At 60.3% G+C, this 25,463-nt stretch carries 10 protein-coding genes, 1 tRNA gene and 1 pseudogene; 3 read left to right on the forward strand and 9 right to left on the reverse strand.

The annotated features are described in order from the left end of the window. Position 1: 1 nt before the first annotated feature. The 8 genes from drmA to mads1 form a co-directional block, all read right to left on the reverse strand. Complete coding sequence (drmA, locus tag VEC01_RS05425; protein ID WP_324899522.1) at positions 2 to 4,009, reverse strand: DISARM system helicase DrmA; 4,008 nt, start codon at positions 4,007 to 4,009, stop codon at positions 2 to 4. Positions 4,010 to 4,075: 66 nt separating this feature from the next. Further along, complete coding sequence (locus tag VEC01_RS05430) at positions 4,076 to 5,785, reverse strand: hypothetical protein (RefSeq protein ID WP_324899524.1); 1,710 nt, start codon at positions 5,783 to 5,785, stop codon at positions 4,076 to 4,078. Next, the gene (drmD, locus tag VEC01_RS05435) at positions 5,782 to 8,913 is read right to left on the reverse strand and encodes a DISARM system SNF2-like helicase DrmD (protein ID WP_324899526.1); all 3,132 of its coding nucleotides are present in this window, start codon (positions 8,911 to 8,913) and stop codon (positions 5,782 to 5,784) included. Before drmD (VEC01_RS05435) ends, VEC01_RS05430 begins: the two co-directional genes overlap by 4 nt. Positions 8,914 to 8,928: 15 nt before the next feature. Further along, positions 8,929 to 13,293, reverse strand: a complete 4,365-nt coding sequence (locus VEC01_RS05440; protein ID WP_324899528.1) for an Eco57I restriction-modification methylase domain-containing protein — start codon at positions 13,291 to 13,293, stop codon at positions 8,929 to 8,931. Next, positions 13,290 to 16,418, reverse strand: a complete 3,129-nt coding sequence (gene drmD, locus VEC01_RS05445) for a DISARM system SNF2-like helicase DrmD (protein WP_324899530.1) — start codon at positions 16,416 to 16,418, stop codon at positions 13,290 to 13,292. Before drmD (VEC01_RS05445) ends, VEC01_RS05440 begins: the two co-directional genes overlap by 4 nt. A 35-nt stretch (positions 16,419 to 16,453) precedes the next feature. Beyond that, positions 16,454 to 16,897, reverse strand: a complete 444-nt coding sequence (locus VEC01_RS05450; RefSeq protein WP_324899532.1) for a very short patch repair endonuclease — start codon at positions 16,895 to 16,897, stop codon at positions 16,454 to 16,456. A 21-nt stretch (positions 16,898 to 16,918) separates the two neighbouring features. Then, positions 16,919 to 17,962 carry a DNA cytosine methyltransferase gene (locus VEC01_RS05455; RefSeq protein ID WP_324899534.1) on the reverse strand — a complete coding sequence of 348 codons (1,044 nt, stop codon included), beginning with the start codon at positions 17,960 to 17,962 and terminating at the stop codon, positions 16,919 to 16,921. A gap of 63 nt (positions 17,963 to 18,025) precedes the next feature. Continuing rightward, a complete protein-coding gene (gene mads1 / locus VEC01_RS05460) occupies positions 18,026 to 18,238 on the reverse strand; it encodes a methylation-associated defense system helix-turn-helix domain-containing protein MAD1 (RefSeq protein WP_324899536.1) in 213 nt (70 codons plus the stop codon). A 985-nt stretch (positions 18,239 to 19,223) separates the two neighbouring features. Between mads1 and VEC01_RS05465 the strand changes: the two genes are divergently transcribed. Both VEC01_RS05465 and VEC01_RS20615 read left to right on the forward strand, forming a co-directional pair. Next, a complete protein-coding gene (locus tag VEC01_RS05465; RefSeq protein ID WP_324899538.1) occupies positions 19,224 to 20,000 on the forward strand; it encodes a DNA-binding protein in 777 nt (258 codons plus the stop codon). Between the two features lie 1,776 nt (positions 20,001 to 21,776). Further along, positions 21,777 to 22,208: pseudogene (locus VEC01_RS20615) on the forward strand (hypothetical protein); the annotation flags it as partial. Positions 22,209 to 22,473: 265 nt separating this feature from the next. Here VEC01_RS20615 and VEC01_RS05475 read toward each other — a convergent pair. Continuing rightward, positions 22,474 to 22,549, reverse strand: a tRNA-Arg gene (locus tag VEC01_RS05475). A 986-nt stretch (positions 22,550 to 23,535) separates the two neighbouring features. Here VEC01_RS05475 and VEC01_RS05480 point away from each other — a divergent pair. Continuing rightward, a complete protein-coding gene (locus VEC01_RS05480; RefSeq protein ID WP_324899542.1) occupies positions 23,536 to 25,428 on the forward strand; it encodes a DUF4214 domain-containing protein in 1,893 nt (630 codons plus the stop codon). Positions 25,429 to 25,463 lie beyond the last annotated feature (35 nt).

A 25,463-nucleotide genomic window follows, 5' to 3' on the forward strand; every position in this document is an offset into this window, starting at 1 on the left:
GTTAGTCCTCGTTCTTGGGCAGCGGACGAGGTTTCCATCCGTGGTAGTCCGAGATATGTTCCGTATTCATGATCAGGCGTACGCCCGGTTCAACTTCGCGCATCGACATCGGAACCGTCCAATTGTCCCAAGCGTGAGTGCCCGGCGACTTGAGCAACCCAAACATCGTCGCCGCCTGGGCGCCGCGCTTTTCGTAAGCCAATGTCCGGCCGGGAACGCTCACTTCTTTCGCCCATTCGTCTGCACGTTCTTTCAATTCACGTTCGGCCAAATTCTTGATGGCGGGCGTCTCGCTGACATTCCAAGCCCGCCTCACCAATACGTCAATCGCTTCCGTGACCTCGGGGTTGTCGGATTTTTCCAGCTCGCCTGCGCCCACGTTCGGACTGAAGGCGTCGTTCTCCAGACGCATCAGGGAAAGGAGTGCGCCGGTCAAGCCGCGATCCATCGCCCGTGGGGAGAATGGCGTCACCGACTGCGCTTCCACATGCTTGTAGAACGTCGCGTGGTAGTGCTCGAACGTCTCGTAGTGCGAGAGATCGCGCGGACGCGCCCAGGTGAGAACCGTACAGACCAAGCCGGGAAAGGATCGACCCACGCGGCTGGTGGCCTGGATGTATTCCGCCGTGCCTTTGGGCTGGCCGTTGACCGCCATCAAGCCCAAACGATTCACGTCCACGCCGACCGACAGCATGTTGGTCGCCAGCACCACGTCGATCGCGCGTGTGTCGCCTTCATTCCATTTCGTCACGTACTTCCCGGTGCTCGCATCAAACATCGCCCCGAACTTGACTTCCAGGTCATCAAGGTACTTCGGTATGTCCTGACTGGAGACGCGCGACGTCAGCTCGCGGATGTTATTGACGCTGCGCTGCGCGAGCGCGGGTCTTTCCACCATGCTCATCTGCACGCGATAGGAGCGCGTTTGCACGTCGTCCTCGGCCAAACGCCGCATCCCGCCCAACTCTCGCAGCGAATTGAAGTAGCCGACCATGGTCATGTACGGGTCGGCCGGGTCGCCGAAGCGATCGAACAGGGCCTGGGCAGCGGTTAGGAAGGCGGTGTAGACACGGATCAGCATCGCGGGGCGCGAGCTACCGGGGGAGCACACGCCGAGATAGCGTCTTCCGGGTTTGTCCTCGATTGGACGCTGAACCGAGAAGTAGTTGTCTTCCACGTCCAGGCCGTGCGGCGGGAACACCGATACGTGCCGCATGAACACGTTGTTCACCTGTTCCTTGGCTTTACGTACCGTCGCCGTGGACGCGACGATCTTCGGCTTGACCGTCTTGCCATCGAGCGTCCATCCACACAACTCGTCGACGGCGGATTCGTACAAGCCGACCATCGTGCCGAGTGGGCCACTGATGAGGTGGAACTCGTCTTGGATAATGAGATCGGGCGGTCGGATCGGCGCGACGTTCTTGATCTTGACCGCGGGCAGGCCTTTCCCGGCCTGGTGATTTCCGTTGCAGCAGTCCGCCTCGCGCCAGAGCAGACCATGGCGCTCGCACTCTTGGCTCACGCGACCGAAAAGTGTGCGTACCTGACCACGCCACGCCATCATGGCGAACTTGTCCACGGTGGCGATCATCATCGTCGGCGGGCGGTGATAGATTTCCTCGTCCACGGTCAGGACTGGGATGCCGGGATGCGAAAGGTTGCTCGATCTGCCGCGCGAGAAAGCGCAACTGCTCTTCTTGTCGCCACAGTAAACCACCGTTCGGCCACGATCCTTATCTACAACGACATCTTTTCCCGGATCGATCGCAGAGCCACACCAAGGACAACTGGTGAGCTGAAGAGGTGAAGTACGCCCTGCTTTGTTCTTTCCTGAATCTCGCAGGGCTTGAATGGCGTAGTGGCTTTCCTCAGTCGTGCCTGGTGTCACCTTGTTGCCGACCCACAAGCCGATGCTGAAGGGTTCCCTACCCAGTGATTCATCACCTCGTATGAATGCATCTCGCCGAAGTTTTTCCATTGCGCAGATCAACGCAGTGGCGCGCTGAAATTGCTGCAACGTCAGCAGGCGTAGGGTGTAGCGCATAATCACGGCTAGCCCGCGCGAACCGTCGTATCCGCCCAGCTTGCCTTGTAGGCGTCGGATTACCATGGTGAACGCCGCGACGCCAAGATAGGCTTCGGTCTTGCCGCCGCCGGTGGGAAACCACAATAGATCGGCATGGGCTTCCATGGGCTGCACGCGATCCGGATGCGTGGGGTCCGCCAGCGATGGGATCGACAGTAGCAGGAACGCCAATTGGAACGGACGCCAGCTACGGTTCTTCGGCAGGTCGAACTGATCGACGGTGACGTCCCGGCCTCGCCGTATTTCGAGCGCGTACTGGCTACGCACGCGCTGGATCGCCATTGCTCGGTTGGCGAAGCGGAAGGCCGCCAAGGCTTTCTCGTCGCTCTTCAACGTGTCGATACCTTGCTGTAAGCGCATCTGGATCTCCTGACACCGATCCAGCGCTTGCCCAGCCTGCGTATCGTACCCGATCACGTCCTTGCCGATGCGAGCACGCTGCTCGTCGATCCACGCCGCGTAATCCTTGGTTAGCATGTTGAGGGCATCGAACAACTGGGCGACGTCCAGCGTGGCGAGGCGCTGCATGTCGAGCAGACCGCTTTCCACCATCGCCTTCATTGCCGGACGGTCTATGGGATCGAGGCCCGGCGTCTCCGTTACCTGCACTTCGTACTGCGGCAGGACGGTCGTGCGCACTTCGGTGGCCAGCGTCACGTCGTCTGCCGTCACCGCGTGGACGGCGACTCCATGTCCGACCGCGAATTCCACACGATTGCGGTAGATCATCTCCAACGACTCGCGTTCGGGGTCCATTCCGTCAGCATCCAGCACCGGACGCCGACGGAAGATGGCGCGACTGGAAGTCTCCGTTTCCGCCCGCACGATGAGTTCCGGCTGGAACACCCAAGCCGTGTCACGGTTGGTGTCCGGTTCTTCCTGCGCGTTGATCAGGAACAGCGTCACCAAGCGGTCGCCGTTGGCGTTCTTGGCACGGATGGAACCCTGTATCCGCACCGCCGGACGATGCGCGTCCGGTGCTTGATGAGGAATCACGCCCTCGATGAGCGGCAGCACCAGCTTCCCGCCACAAGGAATACGCTGCCAAACCTTGACTTTCTGTCCATTTGGCCTCGTCAGTTCGTGCTCCCCGTTGGGCACGCGCTCGTACTGCCCCCAGCGCGCCTCGACCTCGATACGCTCCACGTCGCCATCTACACAGAAAGTCATACCGAAGCTGCTGGGTGCGAGCGATTGATTGCTGGCGGCGTCGATTTCGTCGGCTGCATCCGATTCAGGTTCCACGCGTCCGGTCGCCGTTCCGAATTCGGCTCCGGGCTCGTGCTGACCGGGCGCGATCGGATCGTCGGGTTCCTCTACATCTTCCTCTGCCAGCGGGCCCTCCAGCCCCTCGATGCCGCCTTGCGGCGCCTCGCGTGGTGCCAGCTTGCCCACCAAATAACGGTCACGCACGCTCATGTCGACGATGCGCTCGTGCGGGCCACCCGCCGGGCCAAGCAAGTCGTCCACCACGGCGAGTTGCAGCAACTCGCGGATGTAAGCTCGATCCTCGACCGTCGATACGCCATCAATGGTCTGGTTTAGCGCGGTGTGTAGCGCTGCGACGAATTCCGCCCACTGGATTCGGCCGACGGTTCCCGAAGATGGGAGAGCCAGCGAGGCGTTGGTAACCGGCATGGGTGCGTCGGTCGCGGACACCCGGTCGAAGAAGAGCATGGTGACTTCAAGATCGGAGCGAACCCGTAGCACACGTCCGGCGCGGACGATTTCTCCAGCGGGATTCAAGACGATGATCCAATCGTCCTCGGCGATGTCCTGATACAAGGACCGATCACCCTTCAATACCAAGGTATAGGGCGCGATCCTGTCATCGGTGCCGAGACCATGATCGACGGCGATCCAGGCATGAGGCTGCTTGTCTGCGCCTACATTTGGTTCGTTTTTGTCTTTTTCCTTCATCAATTTCACCTCATCGGCATTCGCCCGAGTCGCTATACCTGTCGATTAAAGAAGCTTTGCGTCGATTCACCGGTCGCCATAGATCTCACTATGGTCGACACGCTCCTTCGCGACCTGGAAAATCGGCTCGACATCGCGATGCGGGACGACGCGAGCAATGTTTTCGGCATCCTGCGTCAAACCGATCGCGACGGAGAGTCTTCCTCCGGAATCAATGCCGAAGTGCGATGCGTTTGCACCGAGCGGGTCTAATTCGACGAACCGGAAGCGGCTCGATGAACCCAGTCGTCGCTTCAGGTCGATTTGTACCCCTTCGATGACCCGCCGGTAGAGCTGACAACTAGATCCACCGCCAGTGACGAATATCGGCAATCCCTCGCGCCAAGCCGGGCTTCGCGGGTCTCCCCTTGCGTTGGTGCGTGTGCCGTCGATCACCCTGGTGATGCAGCTCGTGACTCGATTCATGAAATCCGAATCGGCGGCATCGACCTCGCTATGGCGTTTGCCGTGTCGTTTCGCGAAGCTATCGGCCGGCTCAATCGGTGCAGCATCGTCCCATAGTAAATCAAGGTCTAGTCGGGAATGGCGATTGTGGGATAGGTAATGGGTACCGAATGGGCGGACGGCCGAGAAGAAGATTGGGATCCGTGGTGATGAATCAAGATCGTTCGGCAAGACGACGTTGAACGTCGCCACGTCGAGAGTGGCGGCACCGACGTCGATCAGCGCGTGGAGCCCTTCGCTCAACTGGGGTGATCCGAGGTAGCCGGCGATTTGCGCCACGAACTCCGGCACGACGCCCGGTTCCGCCTCCAAGCCGCCGTCCTCTTTGTCAGTCTCCCATGCGACCTTGATGTTCGACTCTCGGAGATCGTCCATTGCCGCCAATCGCCAAGCAGTCTGCGCGACGCGACCGAACAGCCGGACGATCTCCGGTCTTTCGTGCGGCTCGGTGGGGCATCCGACGTTCAACTCCCAACGAAGCGAACGCGTCATAAGTTTTCTCCCGACCTCCGGGTGGCGATACAGGAACGCTCTGGCATAGCGGATGATCAAGGCGAGATAAGCCAGGGTGGCCGTTGGACATTTGTCGCAGCCGGCCATCTCCAAGATCGGTAACTTGAGATTCCCCTGGATCTCGGATTCGGCAAGCCGCTGCCAACAGTACACTCCATCGGACGCACGGACCACAAAACCGGGTATCACATAGCGCCCCGTCGCCGATTGGTCGCCCGTTATCGGAGACCAATCGACGGGCACCAGATCGATACCTGCTCGAATCGCCACCTTCGTGAAGGCGGTCCCAAAATCCACACCGATTCTGACGATCATCGGCGCCGCTCTCCCGCCTTGTTGGTCGGGATGCTGCAACGACCTGCCGGCGCCACTCCAGTCGGGCATGGTCAGGGCATGCCCCTCGATGTGCGGTCGGAAAGCGGGTGGCGTCGTCGTCCTGTTGGGAGACACCAATGGCTCGTCGGACGAAGGACTGGCGGTGCTTGGAGTGGCAGGTTGTCGGACGGGATTCTGGGCAGTCAAGGCGACCTGACGGTGGACACTGGTCTGTTGGCCGGTCGCCTTCGACGGAATCGGAGCGGGGCGAGAACCCTCCTTCGATTCGCGATCCCTTTTCGATATCGAACGGTCGTCGGTCATCCAAGATTTCGGTGGCTCAAAGTCCACTTTGGCCGGCTTTCCACCTCGTTTCTCGTCTAGTACGTCCGCCTCATGTAATGCTCGTTTGACACCCTTCAGTTGTTCTTTCCAGCTCTTCACGGCCTATCCTCCTCCCGTACCACGTCTACTAGCAGCACACAGATCTCTCGCGTCTCTGCCGAAAAGGTCTGACTCTTCCTGGCCAGCGTCGCCCGGCGCGTTTCCATCCTGGCCAGGAAATCCTCCAGCTTTTTCCGTTCCGCGTTCGCCAGGCCCTTGCGTCGTTTACCGTCAGAGCTGTTCCCGTACAATGAAGCGAAGGTCTCGTGGCTGGCGATCCGCTTCTCGAATCCTTCCCGCTTCTTGTGAACATGGTCATCCAATAGGTGCGAGAGCACGTCGGCGCGGTCTCGGTTCTCGCGCCATTTTTCATCCTTCAGTGCCTTGTAACGATCCCTGAGAATCTCCTCGCATCGTTCTACGGCCGCCACCCCGGCTTCCGGAGCGACATCGACCGCCACCGTTGGCCAGTCGAGCCCCGCTTCCCTGACCAAGTCGAGTAGGGCCTCCGCCTCTCGATCGTCGAGGGGCGTATCCTGTTCGAGGGGTGCGACGGCGGCAAGAAGGTGTTCTTCTTCTTTCACGCCGGAAAAACTCGCCAATCTTGCCATCAGAGCGTATCGCCCCGCCGCGACGTTACCGGCGGCGACTCTGGACGCATAGAGCGGAAATCGATCCCCATCGTCTTCGGTCTTACGCGACAGGAACCGGATGATCGGATGAAAGCGATGGACGATCTCCTCTCCGGGCTTAGGCTTCTCGGTGATCGTGTCAGTGAAGCGACAACGCCTCGTCTGACCGGTACCCAGACCGGTCTTTCCGACCAGATTCTCCCTCCTGACGAATTCGTCCAATTCCGCCGCCACGCCGGGACTTAGACCGATGTCGAAGGTGTCCGATTCGCCACGTGCCGCGACGAACCGGCAACCAGGAACGTTCCGGAGATACCCGTCGACATATCGAACCAAATCGTGACGGGTGACGGTCTTCCCCTCGCCTCGCGCCGCCTCGATCTGGGCCAGCAACTGCTGGCCGTGAGCCACTAGCTGGATCGCCTCTCGCTCCAGCTCTTCCTGCTTGCGCTTGGCGTTCTCGATGGCCAGTGCTACTTCCTCGATCAGGCGCGCTTCTTCCTCGGCCGTCAAATGCCTCGACAATAGGACATCTTCGAGCCGTCTGACCTGGCCGAGTATCGCTTCCGTTTCGCCCAAGGTGCTCTCGAACACCCCGATGCGCTTGGCCAGCCTCGCAAGGATGAGTGCGTCGATCGTATCCTTATGGACGAAGTTCCACACCAGGATGCGCTTGGATCGTTGCCCGATGCGGTCGATACGTCCGATCCGCTGCTCGATACGCATCGGATTCCACGGCAGGTCGTAGTTGACTACGAGGCGACAGAACTGCAGGTCCACGCCTTCCGCCGCGACGTCCGTGCACACCAATATGCGGCAGTTGCGGTCATCGCGAAAGGCAGAGACCACGGCATCCTTGTCGAACTCCGTGCCCCCCATCAACAGCCCGGCTTCCACGTTCTCAGCGGACAGACGATCGACCAGATAGCGTGCGGTGCCACGAAACGTGGTGAACACGATGGCTTTCGCTTCGCGATCCTCAGACAAAAATCGATTCAGTGCCTGAGCGAGTTCGTCGAACTTCGAATCGTTCCGGATCAGTTCTCCGAGGTCGAACTCACGCAGCGCTCGCCGCGCCAGCCAGCGTTTGAGGCCGGACGACGCCTCGCGCAGTATTTCTTCGTCTTCATTCGTCTCGTCCATCGTCACTGCCAGCGCGTCGGCATCAAGCCCATCGTCACGCCAAGTCCGAAGCAAGGCGGCGGGGCTCGACGCCACCATCCGCTGTGGTGTGGAGAGCAAGAATCCGTGCTCAATGCCGTTGGCTTGCGCATATTCACGCGTGCCCTCGGTGATCGCCCGATACAGCTCCTGCTCCACGGGCGACATCTTGGCCTCGAATACGGTCGGGTCACGCAACACTCGTTCGGACTGCACCTCCCGCTTGCGCGTGCGGCTGACGATGTGTGCGAGTAGGTTGAGTCGCTCAAGCTTGGCCGCGACATCGATGCGCCGCTCGTTCGTCCATTCCTCGACCGTCTCTACCTCCTCGATCAGACGATCGACACGCTCGGATCTCTCGAACCACCGCGACGACTTGATCTCCCGGATCGCCGCCAAGATTCGATCGGCATCGCTCTTCGGATCGCGTACCGCGTCGCTCGCGGCGATCACTGGACGGTTGGCCAGGACGACGTTGCGGAAATCCTCAGGATATTCGAAATGATCCGGATCGAGGAGACGCAACACGTTGAACAGGTCGTCAGAGGCGAGGTTGATCGGCGTGGCAGAGAGCATCAATTGATGCGTACTGACGTCTCGTAATAGGCTGCCGGTTCGCCACGCGCCGGTCTCTTCGTTGCGCATGTAGTGCGCTTCGTCGAAGATCACCAGATCGAGCAGAGGCTCCCGATCGGCATTGCGGTATAGGAGGTCGGCGAGACGGGCGCGGGTCGAGCGCTTGGGCGTGTCACTCCCCGAGGGGTCCCAGCCGCTCGGTACACGGATGCCTTGGTAACTGATGATCCATGCCCGTTCGTGGTTCTCACTCGAATCCAGCTCCTTCAGGAGATCCGCCGCGTCGACGACGCGCGCGTCGACACCGAATCGTGACGAGAGCTCCGCCCGCCACTTTTCCCGAAGCATCGCTGGACAAACTACGAGCAGACGACGCATGTCATAGCGGGCGCGTAGCTCGGTCCAGATCAGCCCCGCCTCGATCGTCTTACCCAAGCCCACTTCGTCCGCGATGAGGAGCCCATTGACCGGTGAATCCAGTAGGGTCAGCAGCGGCTTGTACTGGTGTGGATAGAATTCCGTCTGGGTCAGTCCCATGGCATAGACCACGTTCGCCAGCCTACCCGCGAGGTGGACGTGGGTCAGCAAACTTCGCAAGTCCTCCACCCGCCCATAGCGTCCTTCGCGGATCAGCTCCAGTGGGTCGTCACCGCCCGCATCGGCCGCAACCAGCTCCTCGTCGTAGTGCCAGTCCAACCGGCCATTCCAGTTCACGCGATATTGCTGGCCGGATGCGCGCGCCCGGGTCTGATCGGTAACTGTACCGATCTTGGCTGGATCGTCGATGTGACGGACGAGTTGTCCTGGATTCCATGGCATGACGAGCGCTCCTTGCTATTCGATTGATCGGTACCGGGCACCGCGCCGTTCTCCTTGGCGCTCGACTCTGCCTCTCTCGATCAGATCGGCGATCGCAGCGTTCCACTGCCCATCCGTGATGCCGGTAGCGGCAAGGATGTCGGCCTTGGCGTGCCAGCCTGGACGCGCTTTCAAATGTTCGACGATGGTGTGGACTGGGCCAGCGCGATAGTCGGCGCGAGGTTCGGCTGCTTTGAGGTATTGACCTTCATTGGCGGGAATGACACCAAAGTCGAGCGATGGTTGAGCCGGAGCGGCGTTGGCGACGCTACTGGCGCGCGGAGCACGGATTGAAGCACGCGGTGCGGCGTCGGCATGCAGCCCTTGGGCAACTTCTTCCTCATATCGCTGACGGTTCAACTCCGACAGCCGCCGCAATACTTCGACACGCGCAGGCTCCGATATGGTGTACCGGACGCGGTCGTTCTCCGGCAAGTACGGCACTTTATGGAATCCGTGCTCAAGATCAATGTCGTCCCAGCCGTAGGCGCGCGCGACGGCAATGTCCACTTCGCGTTGCAACTCACGCAACTCCTCAATGCGAGGGTCGCGTTCAGTCTCGACATGGAAGCGGTTGTAGAGCTTAGTCAGACCGATGCGATCGGCACGCATAACTTCGATGCGGCCCTGGTGGAGCCGATCTCCCAAATTATTGAGTGGACCATCCGATGTTTCATGAAACCCATCAGGAAAAGGAAACGGGTCAAATGCGTCCGTCGGGCTATACCGCAAATCTGTCTTTAGTCGTGATGCGTGCTGCCATGCGAAAACAGCATGGACACTGGACTGCAGCAGAGCGAAATCTCTCCCTCGACTGAGAGAGAGCAAAACGGTTGCCTCAGAAAATACGATGTCGGGATCGACAAAGGAGAAAGCAAGCGTCTTGCTGACACGCGTTATTGCAAGAATCCTTGGCGGTGGTTTTTTGCTAGCTGACCAGCCATCCGGGTGACGTTCGAAATGGTAGCCGCGGCCTATAGCATGGTAGAAGGCCGGCCGCTTCTCCGCAAAATGCCACCAATAGTCTCGGTAAACCTTGCGATTGTTCTTCTCGCGTTCCATCTTCACCGTTTCCTCAATTCGGCGCCATGGAAGTTTGTACGCTTTAGCGCGTTGCTCCGGCCAATCCCAAAAATTAATCACCCATCGACTCGGGCGCTGTTCCGGATCTGAATTGAGGTCTTCACCATTCATGTATGGGAAGATCACATCAGCATTCTTTAAATCGGCGGCCAACATCCGTTGTGCTTCATCAGGTGAAAGCACGAAACCCATGCCAAGAACATAGGACCCAATAAATGTTCTTCCCTCGTTGGCCTTCAGGCGCTTCAGGCTCCACTCTTCACGATTAGACAAAAAAGCCGATATGTAAGGAGCTGATCGCCCGAGTAGCGAACGTTCGCCCTGCCATTCACCCTTGTGGACATGGACACGGCTGGTGATGACAGCAGCTTTCCCAGGCCAAGGTTCGTTCGGGTAGGCCGCATAGATCACGGCACCCGCGCCGACCATGGCCTCCAGCCCAACCTGCCGCGTGTCGCCTTCCGCAATGGTGTTGACCGCGAGCAGCCCGAAGCCGCCACCCTCGCGCAAGAGGCTCCATGCACGCAAAAAGAAATAGGCGACTAGATCCGCCGAACCGCGACGCCCCTCGGCAATATGCGAAACCAGCCAGTCCCGAAACGCAGTGCCCGCGATGCCAGTGATGCGCTGCCCGCCTAGGAAAGGCGGATTGCCGACGATGCCGTCGAAGCCGCCGCGCTCACGCGCGAACACCTCCGGAAACTCCAGCGGCCAATGGAAAGGCTGACGCGCGGGCTTATCGGTGGACAGATCGGTCGAAAGAGCAGCGACCGATCTCCGGCGCATCACGGCGAGCACATCATGGTCGCCGTCGATGGCCTGTCCGGCGTGGATGGTCACAGACGCCAGCGTGTTCTCCAGTGCCGCGCGATTGCCACCCGACGCGAACACTTCCCCAATGAACGCATCGCCGATGATTTCTGGCACTTCGAGCTTGCGACGCGCATCGGCGTCCAGATGCGCCATGGCTTCGATGTCGCGGAGATCGCGGATTGGCATCTCGCGCAGACGCGAGCGCAGTTCGATAGCTTCGCGCACGGCCCGTTCGATGCTCTGTCCGAACAGGCGCATCTGGTCCTGGCCGGTGGGATGCATCGAAAGCTGGGTGAGTTGATCCAACCGATGGATGCCAAGCAGGCTGTCGCCGCAGCGCAGGTTATGGTCGAGAAAGCCGAAGGGACGTCCCTTGGCCAGCGTCACCAGCCAGATGGAGAGCTTTGCCAGTTCGACCGCCAGTGGGTTCAGATCGACGCCATAGAGGCAGCGTTCGGCGATGAGCCGGCGGGCGATGATGGTGCGTGCCTCGGTGTCACGTGGCAACGACTCAATGTTGGCGTCTGCATCTACTACCTGCCCATCAATGCCGACCATCTGGCCCTGTATTTCAGCCAGTGCCCACGCCTCCACCAGTCGGTCAGCCAACCACCGGCAAGCTTGCACGAGAAAAGCGCCTGAACCCATCGCCGGATCGCAGATCTTCAGGTTGACCAGATCGGCAGGCGATTTGAGCATCCACTCCGCGCGTGGCACACCCTCCGCCGGGCCGATGTAGGTGATGGGCGTGAGCGTCTCAGCGACGATGGCCTCGGTGAGCGATTTCGGCGTGTAGTGGGTGCCGGTCTCACGCCGGTCGGAGCCTGTGGTGACGATGAAGGCACCGGCGGGATAGACCAAGGGATAGCCCCAAGGGTCGGTGCGCACTAGATGGGCGAAGGGCTTGATGCGGTCGCGCAGCGCCGTATCGCCATGGCAGCCGGCCAGCAGGCGGTCGGCGAGCGCATCGTCTACCAGGCGGTCCAGATCGTTGCGCACACGGCTGGCGGAACAGCCGGAGCGGTGCTGGAGCAGTTCGGTCAGCCTATCGTTACCGTCGAGCCGCGCGGATTCGAGTTCGGCCAAGGTGACCCAGGGCGATTGGGCGCTCTTGGTAGCGTCGAGTTCCAACGTGACCTCGACGGTGCGCTTGACGGTGCGCTCCAGTAGGCCCTCATACACGTAGCCGATCTGCTCCACGTCCAGCGCCCTATACGACAATGTACGCCCCTGGAATTGCTGAATGGCTTCGAGCAGCAACAGGACGGTGCGGTTGTCGATCGGCAGCGGTTTGGCTAGGTCGGTGCACCAGTCGGAGCCTTTGACGCGGCCTTCGAGGAAGGGGAAGCGGTCCGGATCGAACAGGGATCCGCCCAGTGCGGGCAAGCGCAGGTTTTCGTGTTCGATGCCGCCGTACACGGCACGGAAGACGGCCAGCAGGCGTGACCATGCGTCCCAGCGACGCTCCAGAATCTCGTCCGATTCGGCGCGCAACTGCATCCGCAGGGTCGAGAGTGCGTAGTTGGCCTCGTAGCGTTCGTCACCCAAGAGCAGCAGGCCGCGCTCCTCCGCGGACAGGAGGAAGACCAGCCGCATCATCACCGTCAATGCGGCTTCGTAGAGTTCGGCCTCCTTCACGCCGCGCAGCAACTCGCGGCTGCGGTCTTGATCGGCCTTGTCCAGCGCCTGAATCAGCACTTCGACTGCTCGCCGCACCTGCTCGCCCAAGGCGTCGGTCACGTCGTCTTGAAACTTCAGCGAACGATCGAACAGCGCGGGCAACCGTTCAAGCTCGTCGACGAAGAAGCGCCGGATACCCAAGAGGTGGGCGAAGGCTTGGAGCGTGACGGGTTCCTGGCTCCAGATGCGCGCATACCAACTGGCGAACGTGGTGACCGCGCCCACCGGCGCGTCGATCAGCATCCAGCGCTCACCGTTGGTGACGAGGCCGAGACGGCAGTTCGTGGCGCGGCACAGCGTCACCATGCGTTCCGCCGGTGTGCTGGCCCAGCCGTCCAGTTTCGAAGTGGCATCGGGATCGACGTCCGACCCGTAGACGTGGATGAGCATCAGCGGCTTGTCGTCGTTCCCGACGACAGAGAAGTCCGGCGATAGATTCACGCCGTGCTCGGGCAGGCTGACGCTCAAGTGCGCAACGCACCAGTCCTTGCGTTTTAGCACGTCGCCTCGACCGTCCTCATCAAGTTCCAGCCCGCGTGATAAGACCTCCTCGATCCATGCCGCGTGCAGATCAGCGAAACTTGGATCGTCCGTTTCCTGCGCCTCACGCCACTCGTCGTAGGCCTGCCGCAGCCGTTTGCGTTTACTTCCATCAAGTTCCTCCAATCCTTGCGGGAAGGCCTCCTTCAGGACGGGAACGGCGAGGAACGGACCGGAAATTTCGATAAGCGAGAGCCAATCGTAGTGGATGTCGCGGATGCTCATGCGGCGCCTCCGGCGGATTCAGGCACGATAAAGATTACGGCGACTGGGAAAGTGCGATCGTCGAGCTTGGTGTAGCGAGCTTCGATGGCCTGCGTTTCCATTCGACGCTCATCCGGGATGCGTGCGAGGCGGGCTTCCAGAGCCGCGATGTCGCGCCGAAGCTGCGTGCGCTCGTCCTCGGTGAAGAGTGAAAGCTGTTCCGGCTGCTGCTCCTTCTTCAATTCGGACTGGATTGCCTTCTCCAGTTCGTCAAGCACGGCGCCGATGTCGTCGATTTCCTGCTGCCTACGGGTCTGGAGCGTGTTGGTCAGAAACTTGAGGCGTTCCTTGGAACGTGCATCGACCGATTTCAGGACGGCATCCCGCTGACGGTCGAAGCGGAGCCGAAACACTTCGAACAGGGATGTGTTCGCCGTGACCGGCCTCGCAGCGTCCAGCCACTGTTGGACCCGCGTGATGCTGTCTTCACGGCGGAAGGATTGATCTCGCAGGTAGCCACCCGACACCGTCAGTTCTTCATGCAGTCGATGGTGGTTACCGCCGGTGACGACGAGCCGCGAGACGACGACCACGGCGGGGCCGTCAATGAGCGCATCCGGGATGGTGCGGACGGTGACGCGATGCAGTTTCTTCACGTCGTCCTGCGCCCAGATCTCAGCGCGCAGCAAGCGAAGGCACATCTGTACCAAGCGATGGTTCAAGTGGACGAGCACCACGTCGTCCCGACCACTGGCGACGGCGTGGTCGAAAGTGACGGGACGAATCCGTTGCGTATGCGGATGGCGCAACCCTTCCAGACAACGCGCCCACGAGCCGGACAATGCGGGCATCCGGAAAACGCTGCCCACGGGCGCATCAGACAGTTCGACGGGTTCCAGCGGAGGACGGCCTGCCAGTGCGAGGCCGGTCTTCACGGCCATCAGGACGTGGTCGGGCGTGAGGTGGAAGTCCTGCTGGGTGGTGAGCAGGCGCTCGTGCAGCTTGGCGACACGCTCCTTCAACTCACGTTCGGCGCGAACGAAGTTTTTGGCTCGGGAGATCCTTGCCTCGGCGAGCCGCGTGTCCAACTCTTTCAACGAGCCTTCGATGAGACCGGACATTTGCGGTGCGATGACAGGATTGACGCTACCCATGTCGGCGCGCATCGAGTCCAGCTTCCGCAGAGCACGCAGGATGTCTTCGCCATGGCCGCCGACTGACGCGCCGCCCGTTTCGCCGCCATCGACCGGGTGCCAGATCAGCACTTCCTTTTCTCGCTGCCCATGGCGGTCGATGCGGCCGTTGCGCTGCTCCATCACGTTGGGGTTGTAAGGAATCTCCAAGTGGATGAGCCGACTGCAGTGGTTCTGCAAGTCGATGCCTTCGGATGCCGCATCGGTGGCGAGCAGGATGCGAACGGGCGAATCTTGTGGCGAAGCTTGGAAGGCCGCCTTGATGGGTTCACGCTCCTCTTGGGAGAGGCTGCCGTGGAGAAGGCCGAGGCGTTCGCCGCCGAAACCGTGGCTGGCGAGGATTTGATGCATCCACTGGTGGGTGGTACGGTATTCGGTGAACAAGATCACTCGTCGATCGCTCCACTGACCGTCCGGTTTGAGATTCACCGCGAGCCAGTCGAGGACGGCTTTGGCCTTGGAATCGGCCTGATTCCTGGCTCGCTGGGCCCACTCCCTCAATTCGTCCAGCGTCGCCCGCTGCTCCGGCGTCAGCGGCAACGAACGGCGCGTGGCCTCCTCGACGGCTTCCCCCTGAGCGTTCTCGACCTCTCGATCGTCGGCATAGTCCTCGTCGGCCTTGAGGATGGCCTTGTGTAGAATGCGCTCGGCCATGGCGTCCGGCTTCTCAGATCGCGTTCCAGACAGCGAAGCGACGTGCTTTTCGAGCGTGGACGCGAAGGCCGCGGGCGACGAGAGCAGGCGTTTCTTGAGGAGCCGGTTCACGAAGGCCGTGCCGAAGCCGTTGCCAGCCTTCCCGGCCTCCTTTTCGCGGCTGGCGCAGTAGTCGTTCAGCTTGCGATGTATCTCGCGCTCTTCCTTTGAGTAGGGAACCGCGAGCGTCTGCAGCGTGCGCCTGGCATACAAGGGGTTGCCCTGTGCATCGACCAGATCGCTCTTCAGGCGGCGGATCATCACCTGGCTCAAGCGCTTTTCGTCAGGGAGGATGTTGCGCGCGAAGCGCTGATCGTCGAGCAATTCCAGCAGCGAGGTGAACGACTCGGTGTAACCGTTGTGTGGCGTCGCGGTCAGGAACAGACGATGCTGGAAGTGCGGGCCGATGGCGCGGATGAACCGCGTGCGCTGGCTCTCCACCGCGTAGTGCGCGCCCGCGGCGGGAGCAACGTTGTGTGCTTCGTCCACGACCAGCAGATCGAACTTGCGCGGATGACCGACATGTGGAGGGATCACGTCCCGCATGGCACGCAATCCTTCGCCGCCTTTGGCCCAATCCATCGACGTGATGAGGCGTGGATGCGACGTCCACGGATTGGCGTGGATGCCACGCTCGCGCCGCAATCGTTTGATGTAGTCGGTGTCGACCACACGGAAATCGAGGCCGAACTTTTCCAGCATCTCGACACGCCACTTTTCCTGTAGCGACGCGGGGCAGATGATCAGGACTGTGCGTGCGCGATGCCGCAGCAGCAGCTCCTGGATGACGAGACCGGCCTCAATGGTCTTGCCGAGGCCGACGTCATCGGCGATGAGAAGGTTGACGCGAGCCATGTCGATGGCCCGCACCAGTGGATCGAGTTGAAAATCCTCTATGCTGACGCCACTGCGGAACGGAGCCTGGAGGAACCCTCGGTCGGCGTTGGTGGCAGCGCCCCACCGCACGGCGTCGAGGAAGGCTTCGAGCGTGTCCGAATCGTCTTGCCCCGTGATCGATGGCAGACCTGCGCGCTCGATGACTTGGGCACCCGGCTCGATTTCCCAGACGACTTCCAGTTCCTCACCGAGACCGTCTTCGTCGATCGACGACAGCGTCAAGCAGTGTTGGAGCGTGCCGGTATCCAGCCGAGCGGCATCGACATCGGCCACCACCCACTGACGACGGCGCACCTCGACCAGTTGTCCTGGCTCGGGCCTTGAGCGATATGTTTGTGCTTGCTGTTCGGTTTGGACGCTCATGCGATTATCATCTTCCCTTTTTCAGTTTTTCGCATTCACGTCAGAGACGAAACGCGACGCTGTGCGTCGACCGTGGCGACTACGCGCGCGACCGTTCTTGCCGCCTCGGTCGGTGATTCATGTGACCAGAATCGGAGTACGGTCCAACCGACGGCGCGAAGCCGCTCATTCGTGTCCATGTCCCGCATCTGGTTCGCTCTGATCTTTTGCTGCCAGAACTCCGCATTCCGTTTCGGCCAAGTTGCATGCTCGGGGCAGCCATGCCAGAAACAACCGTCGACGAAGATGGCGATCTTCCTCCCAGGAAAAACAATATCCGCGACGCGTCGAGGCCTCCTTAGAACTTCGTAATCGATCCTGTAACGCAGACCGATTCGATACATCTCCTTCCGCAACGCCACTTCCGCATCCGTCCCTTTCTGCCTCACCTTCGCCATGCGGCGGCTGGTATCGGGTGACGGGGGGAGGAGTTTCGGCATAGAGCAGTCCTCGTCAGTCCATCACCGGGCCGTGACCGACGCGAGGTGCTGATTGATGCTGCGAGCGATGGCGCGACCGAGGTCAACAGGGACCGCGTTGCCGATGAGCCGCCCGAGCGCCGTGAAGCTCACCTCGCCATCTGGCGGGATGAATGCGTAGTCGCGTGGGAAGCTCTGCAAGATCGCAGCTTCTCGTAGGGAAATGGCGCGATCCTGTTCGGGATGGCCAAAGCGACCGTTACCAAATCCGTAGCACTGAGTCGTCATCGTCGGTGCAGGCTTGTCCCATTCCATGCGCCCGTAGACGCCTGGATAGGTGCGTCCGCTTTCGGCGCGGTGGCAGTCGGCGATCAGATCCTCCGGCCAGTCGCGCCAGGTGCCGCCGGGCTTCGATACCTTGATCCGCTTGAGATTCTTTTCCGTCAGCGTCGAAGTGACATGTAATTTGTCTCTCGGCGCAGCCTCGCCTGCCCTCAAAGGGCGTAGGCGACCGATGGCTTGACGAACCGTCTTCGGTTTTTCGTGAGTCGGTTCAGTCATCTTGATGTCACCATGCCTAGATGCCAACAGCACCATGCGTCGCCTCATCTGCGGGACACCATAGCGGGAGCTGTCAACGACATCGAACCAGACGCTGTAGCCAAGTCGCTTCAGCGTGTCAACGAAGTCATGAAACACTTCATGCTTCGCGACGGTAGGGACGTTTTCCATCGTGATGACATCGGGTTTAGTGCCTTTGGCGAGACGCGCGAACTCATACAGCAAGCCCCACTTGCCGTTCTTCCCGTCCGATTCGTAGCGCTGTGCGTAGGTCGAGAAGGGTTGGCACGGGGCGCAACCTGCGAGAATCTTGAGGTCAGCGTCACCGAATAACGCCTTAAGTTCAGCCGTGGTAATCGTGCTGATGTCACGTTCGACGAATCGGGCTTGGTTGTTGGCCTCATAAGGAAAGCGGCAGGCAGGGTCAAGATCTATACCGGCGACCACGGGTAACCCCTCAAGGACGAAGCCATGCGTCAGGCCGCCCGCGCCGCAGAACAAATCCACACAAGAAATCGTTGTCACATCAAACCTCCCATTTCGTTTCGACCGCCGGAGGGTCGATCGAAACCAGCCGCAGGCAAGTCATCATTCCTTGCCTCGACTTTCACTCTCTGCAGCGCCACCGGACCGCACCCAGTCATCGACTTCTTCGGTCTTGAATTTCCAAAGCCGGCCGATTCGATGAGCAGGCATGTTCCGCTTGCTGATCCACGCATAAACGGTGTCCTTGCTCACGCCGAGATACTCGGCGATCTCCTCGACCGACAACCAGCGATCTGACATGACGTCGTTTTCCATTAGGAAGTCGGAATCTGGGTAATTTGTAAATGATCGCACAAATCAGTGGCAGAGCAAACCCGATTTAATCGGATTATGTTGGGTTAGTTCGGTTTAAATGGGTTGAGTCGCAGAGAGGTGAGCACGGCGCTGCAGCATCCAACCGTAATGGTTGGACCTTTTGGCTCGGTCGGTCAAACAGTAGAGCCATTTCGGCCTCTTGTGAGGTGAGAAGTCCAGGCAGCACTTTCCGCGACGGCAGACTCATCGGCGCAGTCGCTGAGCGGCAGTTATCCAGGCGAGGCGTCCCTGGGGCTCAGTTGCCGCCACCGAGCAGTAGAGCAAGGTCGGCGGGATGGCGTGCACACCGTCCCCCGAGATAGTCCTTAGCTTCCCCCTTCGGTAATCGACGGCGCTCGTGATCACAGAGGAGGCCGCAGGCAATTGTCCATTAACCCGACCGGGCAGATGTAAAGGTGTGCTCTGTTGGACCGTGAGGAGCGCCTGGTTAAACGCGCGCCCGAGGAATCGGAAGTCGAGCACCCCAGCCCACGGCGCCTGATTTACCTCGGTCCAAACGTGGATTACTACAGCCCTCTATCCAGTGCAGCATCCGAGCACGCTGCAGTCTTTGCTCTGCACTAAGGCGTGATCCTCAGCTTCTGGAACCACGACTCATTACAGTCGTACAGTCCTGATCACGTCGCGGTGGGGTGGTAACTGACAGCAGATAACAAGTAACAGATAACAGCGAAGTAACAAGTTACAGATAACAGCAGGTACCGTTATCCCTAGCCTTAGTTGCCAATATTGTCAGCACTAGCTGCAAAAGTGCTCCTCCTCAGCTCATGTATTAATAAAAACCATACGAATAGCACCAGTTCTAGGGGAATCCGGCAAGCCGGGGAATTTGCTGCAGGCCGCCCGATCCAGTGTGGTTCAATTCTGTCTGTCGCGACATCAATCGGTCGGGGACGCCCGGCAAGCTCGTCACATGGGAGGCAATATGGAACAGAACACAGCAACGCCGCGCCCGCGGGGATCTGACCTGCAGCAGGCTGAAGTCTCCGCGGCGCTGGACGCGCTGGCTCGTGCTGCCAACAACGGCAGGATCCCCACCGTCCGCGCGGTGTACGGCTATTTGGGGCAGCGCGGCTCGTACACGACGATTTGGCGCATGCGCAAGCCCTGGATAGAGCTTTACGAGGCCCGCCGGCGCGCAGAAACACCGCTTGCAGACACGCAGTCGAGCCAAGCCCTTCTTACGAAAGCTGCCACGACCATCGCCGCCAAGGAACAGCGGGATGCGGAAACCATCGCGCGGCTGACCGATGATGCGGAGGCTCTTGTCGAGGAAGCTGAGCAGATGGAAGTGCGATTGAAAGAGATGCAGCAACACAATGCAGCCTTGGTGCGTCAGCGCGACGAGACTCTGGCACAGATTCAGCACTATCAACAGGCCAACCTGGCATTGACTGCTCTACTGGGCAAACTGCCAACCTTCCAGCGCAACGCCGTCACGACTGATACTTCCCCTGCATCGGTGCCTGTCACCCACGCTGTCACCACAGAAGGAATCGAGGCGCAGCTCAAGGAGCAGAACGCGTTCCTGCAGCAAGCCTGCAACGCCATGCTGCGCATCGATAGCACGCTGGCCATTCTCGCCGGTTTGGCAATTAGGACACCCGGTGACCTTGAAATATTGCAGACGAAAGCCACAACAGCCAGTGAAGATCGATCTTCACGCGGCGTGCAGTCGGGTCCGGGTTCAGTGCAGCAGTGAATTCAGCGCATCGCCAACGCCGGTGCGACGGCATGCTGGCGCAGCACTTAACGGTGTCTTACGCCGTTCACTTAAGCTCCTCGGCACGACGGTCGCAAGCATCTACAGAAACTGGGGCGTCCGCGGGATCTGCACGTTTCAGCTGCCACTTGAGCAGGGACTTTCGTGCCCATTGCTGCCGAGCCTGCCGCTCAATGTGCTACGGCGCGTAGCATGAGCATTTAAGCCCCTTCCCAGCGGTCCAGAGCTTGCGGCCGCCGTGGCCCATTTTGGCAGCTGGTGCAAGGCAGCTGCGAGGTCCGTTCGCCGTAGGTGGAAGGTGCACGTGGCATCAGCGTGAAAGCGTCCGCCCGCGCGCTCGCCTAACTGCTACTAGGTAGTGGCCTAGCCACGCCTGCCAGATTTCGGCTCGAATGGCTGGGCAGCGCTGTAGGTGCACCTCGTTGTCCTCGCAACCAGCCTCGAAGCTTCCGCATGACGTGGTACGGGAATGGAATACAGATATGGACGCGTTCATTAACATGCTTCGGCACTCACCAAACCAGCATGTCCAAAAGTCTTACAGACCAAGCCTGCGGCAATCCAAGGTACTGACCGGCACGCGGTCCCCTCCTCTGATTCTATCGAAGTCGAATGCTCGAGCTGCAGCAAAAGGCCGACTGTCGCATTTTTACAAAAATAGTGCGGCTCGCGTCGCGCGGTTTGGCAAGCTGCGTTTCGAGTGCGCGGCGTACTGTGCGAAGCGGGTAGGTGAAGGCGGATCGATCGAAAGTCGGCGAAATCTTCACTAAACGACCTGCATGGAGGATCTGTCCTTTCCGGCGCCCCCCTGACGGTCGCTGCGCCAGATGAGCGGTTCAACAGCAATCAGGAGAATGCAGATGCAGGTAAACCGAAACCGTAATTCGCGGTCCAACACGATGGAGGCATGTCAGGTGAAGAGGGCATGCCAATGAAACGTTGCTTCAACACGGCGGAGGCGCGCTGCTATTTGGGACTCAGCCGCGGCGCCTTCGAGGCCAACATCCTGCCGAAAATTCGGGACAAGGGTGTCAAGGTCGGTACAGCGACCGTCTACGAAGTGACGGACCTTGACCTCGCGTGGGAAGAGTTCAAGAAAGAAAAGCAGAAGTCTGCGAAAGAAAAGCAGGAAGGAGATCAGAAATGCAGCGTACCCGCATCTCGGGCATTTACAGGACGGGCGACCAGTACGAAGTCGACAAGGTCTTTCGACGTGAGCGAATTCGACGTCGCGGCTTCACAAGTCTTGAAGAAGCGGAAGAATACCTGATCGCGCAACAGGGCCGGATTCAGTCCTGGAGCGACCGGGGCAAGCCGGGCACGATGCTGTTTGGCGAGGCCGCAACGTACTATGTCCAGAAACATGCGGTTGACAAGCCGACATTGAGGACTGACATCATCAACCTGCGCCGCGTGCTGCCGTTCATCGGCGGATTGCCTATCTGCGAGGTGCACGACGACACGCTCAAGCCGTTCGTGCAGCACATGAAGACGGCGGGACGCGAAAAATCCCCGGTGACGCAACCCGGTGTGCGGACGCCTTACAAGCGCGAAACCATCAACAAGTCCCTCAAGATGGTCAGTCGGATCCTTTTGTTGTGCGCACAAAAGTGGCGAGACGCCGGAGGAAAGTACTTGCTTGACAAAGCGCCAACTATTTCCCTTCTGTCCGAGCATGACAAGCGGCCGCCGCGGCCGTTGCTGTGGCCTGAGCAGACGGTCCTCATGCCGCTGCTCCCATCCCACCTCGCCGAGATGGTCCTGTTCGACCTTCAGACTGGGGTGCGCGAGGAAGTCGTATGCAATCTGCAGTGGAGTTGGGAAGTTTTCGTTCCAGAAATTAATGCGTCTGTATTTATTGTTCCTCGCGAGCATGTGAAGGGCGAGGAAACCTACATCATCGACCGGGTTATCGTGTGCAACAGCCTGGCACAGGAAATCATCGAAAGGCAACGCGGCAAGCATTCCGTCTACGTCTTCACCTATTGTCGACAGAAAACCAAAAAGACCCGCGTCCGCATCGGGAAAAGCCGGCATAAGGTACAGCGCGAACCCGAACCGCGACCGGTCGCGAAGATGAACAATTCTGGATGGCAAACTGCGCGGCGCAAGGCAGGCATGCCGGATCTGCGCGTTCACGACCTGAGGTCAACGGTCGCGACTCGCCTGCGGGAAGCCGGTGTGGCAAAATCAACGTTGCGAGAGGTGCTGTGGCATGCCAACGATGACATTACCGACCACTACTCGGTGGCTCAAGTCATCGAGATTCACCGCGCGTTGGAGTTGATCAAGGATGATTCGGGACGGAAGAATCGCACGCTGGACAGTCTGCGGCGCGAGGCGGCCGCCAAGCGATTGGTGTTCGAGAAAGCGAGCCTCCCCCACGAGTCCCCCACCCTGCCGGAAGCGGAAAAAGGCGAAACAGCCAAGCAATTGACGGAAAAGGAAAAACTGGCGCGGCTGGCGGGGATCGAACCCACGACCCTTGGCTTCGGAGGCCAATACTCTATCCACTGAGCTACAGCCGCGTGATGATGCTGCCCGAAATCGTGCAGCAACGAAGAGAGGCATGAAGGATACCGTTTTTCCCGCTAATCGTCCATGCAAAGGGTTTCGGCAGGCGTAACTACATGCTTTCGGGCGCCGATTCGGGTGCAGGACAGCCCTGCCCGCCTTACCTCTTCCCCTGATCGCGCCCTGTGCCGGCCAGCACCACAAAGTGCGAAAAGACTCCCGATAAAATTGCGACTTTATTAATATTTCGTTCCGTTTTCGTTGCTTTTTCCCGTGTTGATAGGACTGGGCGGTACTTTAAAGTCGGGCTGCCTCGGGCAGACCGGGGCGTGTCAGCCGTCGAGCCAGGGGTGGCGTCGACAACGGTGAAGTTGACCTTCGCACTGACTTCATCCGCGCCGACGGTCGCGCCACTGACCGTGGTCCTGGCAGGTGCATAGCCCTGTGCAGCCGCCGGACGCCCAACATCCCTGCTTCTTACGAGGAAGCGCGGATTTTTTTCGGACCTGATCCGTCATTCGCATGATCCTGGAGGCCGCAACATCTCGTGCCCCCGCCTTCCCGCAGGCCTCCGGCACCGGGAATTCCATGCGCCGTCCATCAAAATACTGCAATTACCGTATGTTCATATTTGTGCATAAACGGCAATATCGCGCCCACTGGCAAATGGCCCCCCGCTGTCACACAGTCGTATGACAGGCGCAGGGATTCTGCTGCCGATTCGTTTTTGTACAACTGCACTGGACCGACATTACCTGCACCGGACTTTTTTACCTTCCTGCGTGACACGCCAGCAAATCCGGAGACACCTCCGTAAGCGCAACTAGCACTGGGAAAAAACCTGCGGCAACCAAATCGATGGCGCTCATCGGCTGAGCGCCAGGGGATCTCTTTTTCCCGAATTTGCTGCATGTCCTCCGCAGTCTCGGCTTCCGCTGCCGCCCGACCACCATGGCCGCACATCCATTGCGGCCTGCTCTACCTGAAGAAGAGGGAAAACATGGCACTTACCCCTAACCAGCTCGCGCTGACCAAACTCTATCTTGCGGCCTTCAACCGCGCCCCGGAGACCGGCGGCCTCACCTACTGGAACAACCAGCTCAATGCCGGCAAGTCAATGGCCGAGGTGGTCAGCACCATCTTCAGCCTCGACATCGTCACCGCGATCTACCCGAAGTCGTCCTCCGACGCCACTTTCCTCACCAGCATCTACAACAATATCTTCGGCAAGACCCCGGATGCCGAAGGGCTGGCTTACTGGACCAAGCAGCTCGCCAACGGCCAGGACCGCAGCCAGCTGGTCATGACCATGATCGAAGCCGGCCTCGGCACGCCGGACGGCACTCCCGGCAAGGGCTATATCGTGAACCGCCTGGAATCGGCCAGGCAGGCCGTCGAGAAGCAGGCGGCGCAGGGCGTCGAGATCACGCCGGCCAAGCTGCTCGAAATCATGGCAGCGGTCAACGCCGACAGCGCCAGCATCAGCGCCGCCGGCGCCAGGCTGGACCAGTACACCGGCGCCAAGATTGCCGGCAAGGTCGCCGACGGTTATGTGAAGGGCGCCACCGTGTTTGCCGATGCCAACGGCAACGGCGTCTGGGACGAAGGCGAAGCCAAGACCACCACCGACAACAACGGCGACTTCGTGCTGACCGGCGCCAAGGGCGCCATCATCGCCACCGGCGGCACCGACATCGCCACCAACCTGCCGCACAAGGGCGTGCTCAAGGCGCCGGAAGGCTCGGCCGTGGTCAACCCGCTGACCTCGCTGCAGCAGGCGCTGGTGGAACAGGGCAAGAGCGCGGCCGAAGCGCAAGCTGTGGTCACGAAGGCGTTCGGCATCAGCGCCAACGTCAGCCTGCAGGACTACGATCCGCTGAAGGCCGCGTTCAAGACCGACGCCAGCGCCGCGGAAAAGGAACTGGCGGTCAAGCTGCAGGCGGCCGCCGCCAAGGTGCAGAACCTGCTGGTGACGGCCAGCACGGCGCTGGTGGGTGCAGGGGGCTCGGCCGCGGACGCGAAGGACGCGACCAGCGCGGTGCTGGCCTCGCTGGCCAGCAACATCACCAAGGATGCCGACGGCGTGGTCAGCCTGGCCGACCAGAACCTGCTCAAGGCAGTGCTGGCCGACAGCACGGCAATGACCACTAACACCGCGCTGAAGAGCGCCGCGACCAAGGTCACGGAGATGTCGACCAGTTTTGCAACCATCCTGGCCGAGACCGCGGCCAAGGTCGACGCGGTGGTGACCAGCGCCAGCAGCAATGCGCTGAGCGCGATTGCGCAGATCGCGCAGGTGCAGAGCGCCACGCAGGGCACGGTGGCGGAAAAGATCCAGACCGCGGCGTCGTCCGGGTCGCTGACCAACATCGTGAGCCAGGTGACCGGTTCGGCGCTGAACACGATCGTGAGCAATGCCGACATCGGCGACCTGGATCCGGCCAGCACCATGGACAGCACGGCGATCGGCTCGGTGAATTCGGGCGGGACGACGTCCAATACCGGTGGAGGCGGAACCAGTAGCGGAGGTGGTGGCGGCGTAGTGTCTTCCACGGAGACGAAGGTCCTCGACAGCCTCAGCAGCACCGCGGAAGCGCCCGCCACCTTTGATGCCAGCTCGGGCGGCGGCAAGTACGCGTTCACCGACACGATCGCTACCTCCAGCTTTACCAGGATCGCCAGTTTCAGTGCGGACGATACGTTGGCACTGACCAATCACGGTACGACCACCGTGGTGTTCGAGAGCAGCGGCAGCGACGTGATCATCACCGCCAATGACGGTGCGGGACATGTTTCGCAGATCACGCTGGTGGGGGTGACGACGGCTTCGCAGCCAATCGGTTCTCTGGCGGCGTTTAACGCCCTGCCCGTGGGCGATGTGACGATTTCCTGATTCGAATTTCCAACTTTTGATCTGTAGGAGAACTA

Source organism: Noviherbaspirillum sp. (assembly GCF_035627455.1).
In the GTDB taxonomy this organism is placed as follows: Bacteria; Pseudomonadota; Gammaproteobacteria; order Burkholderiales; family Burkholderiaceae_D; genus Noviherbaspirillum.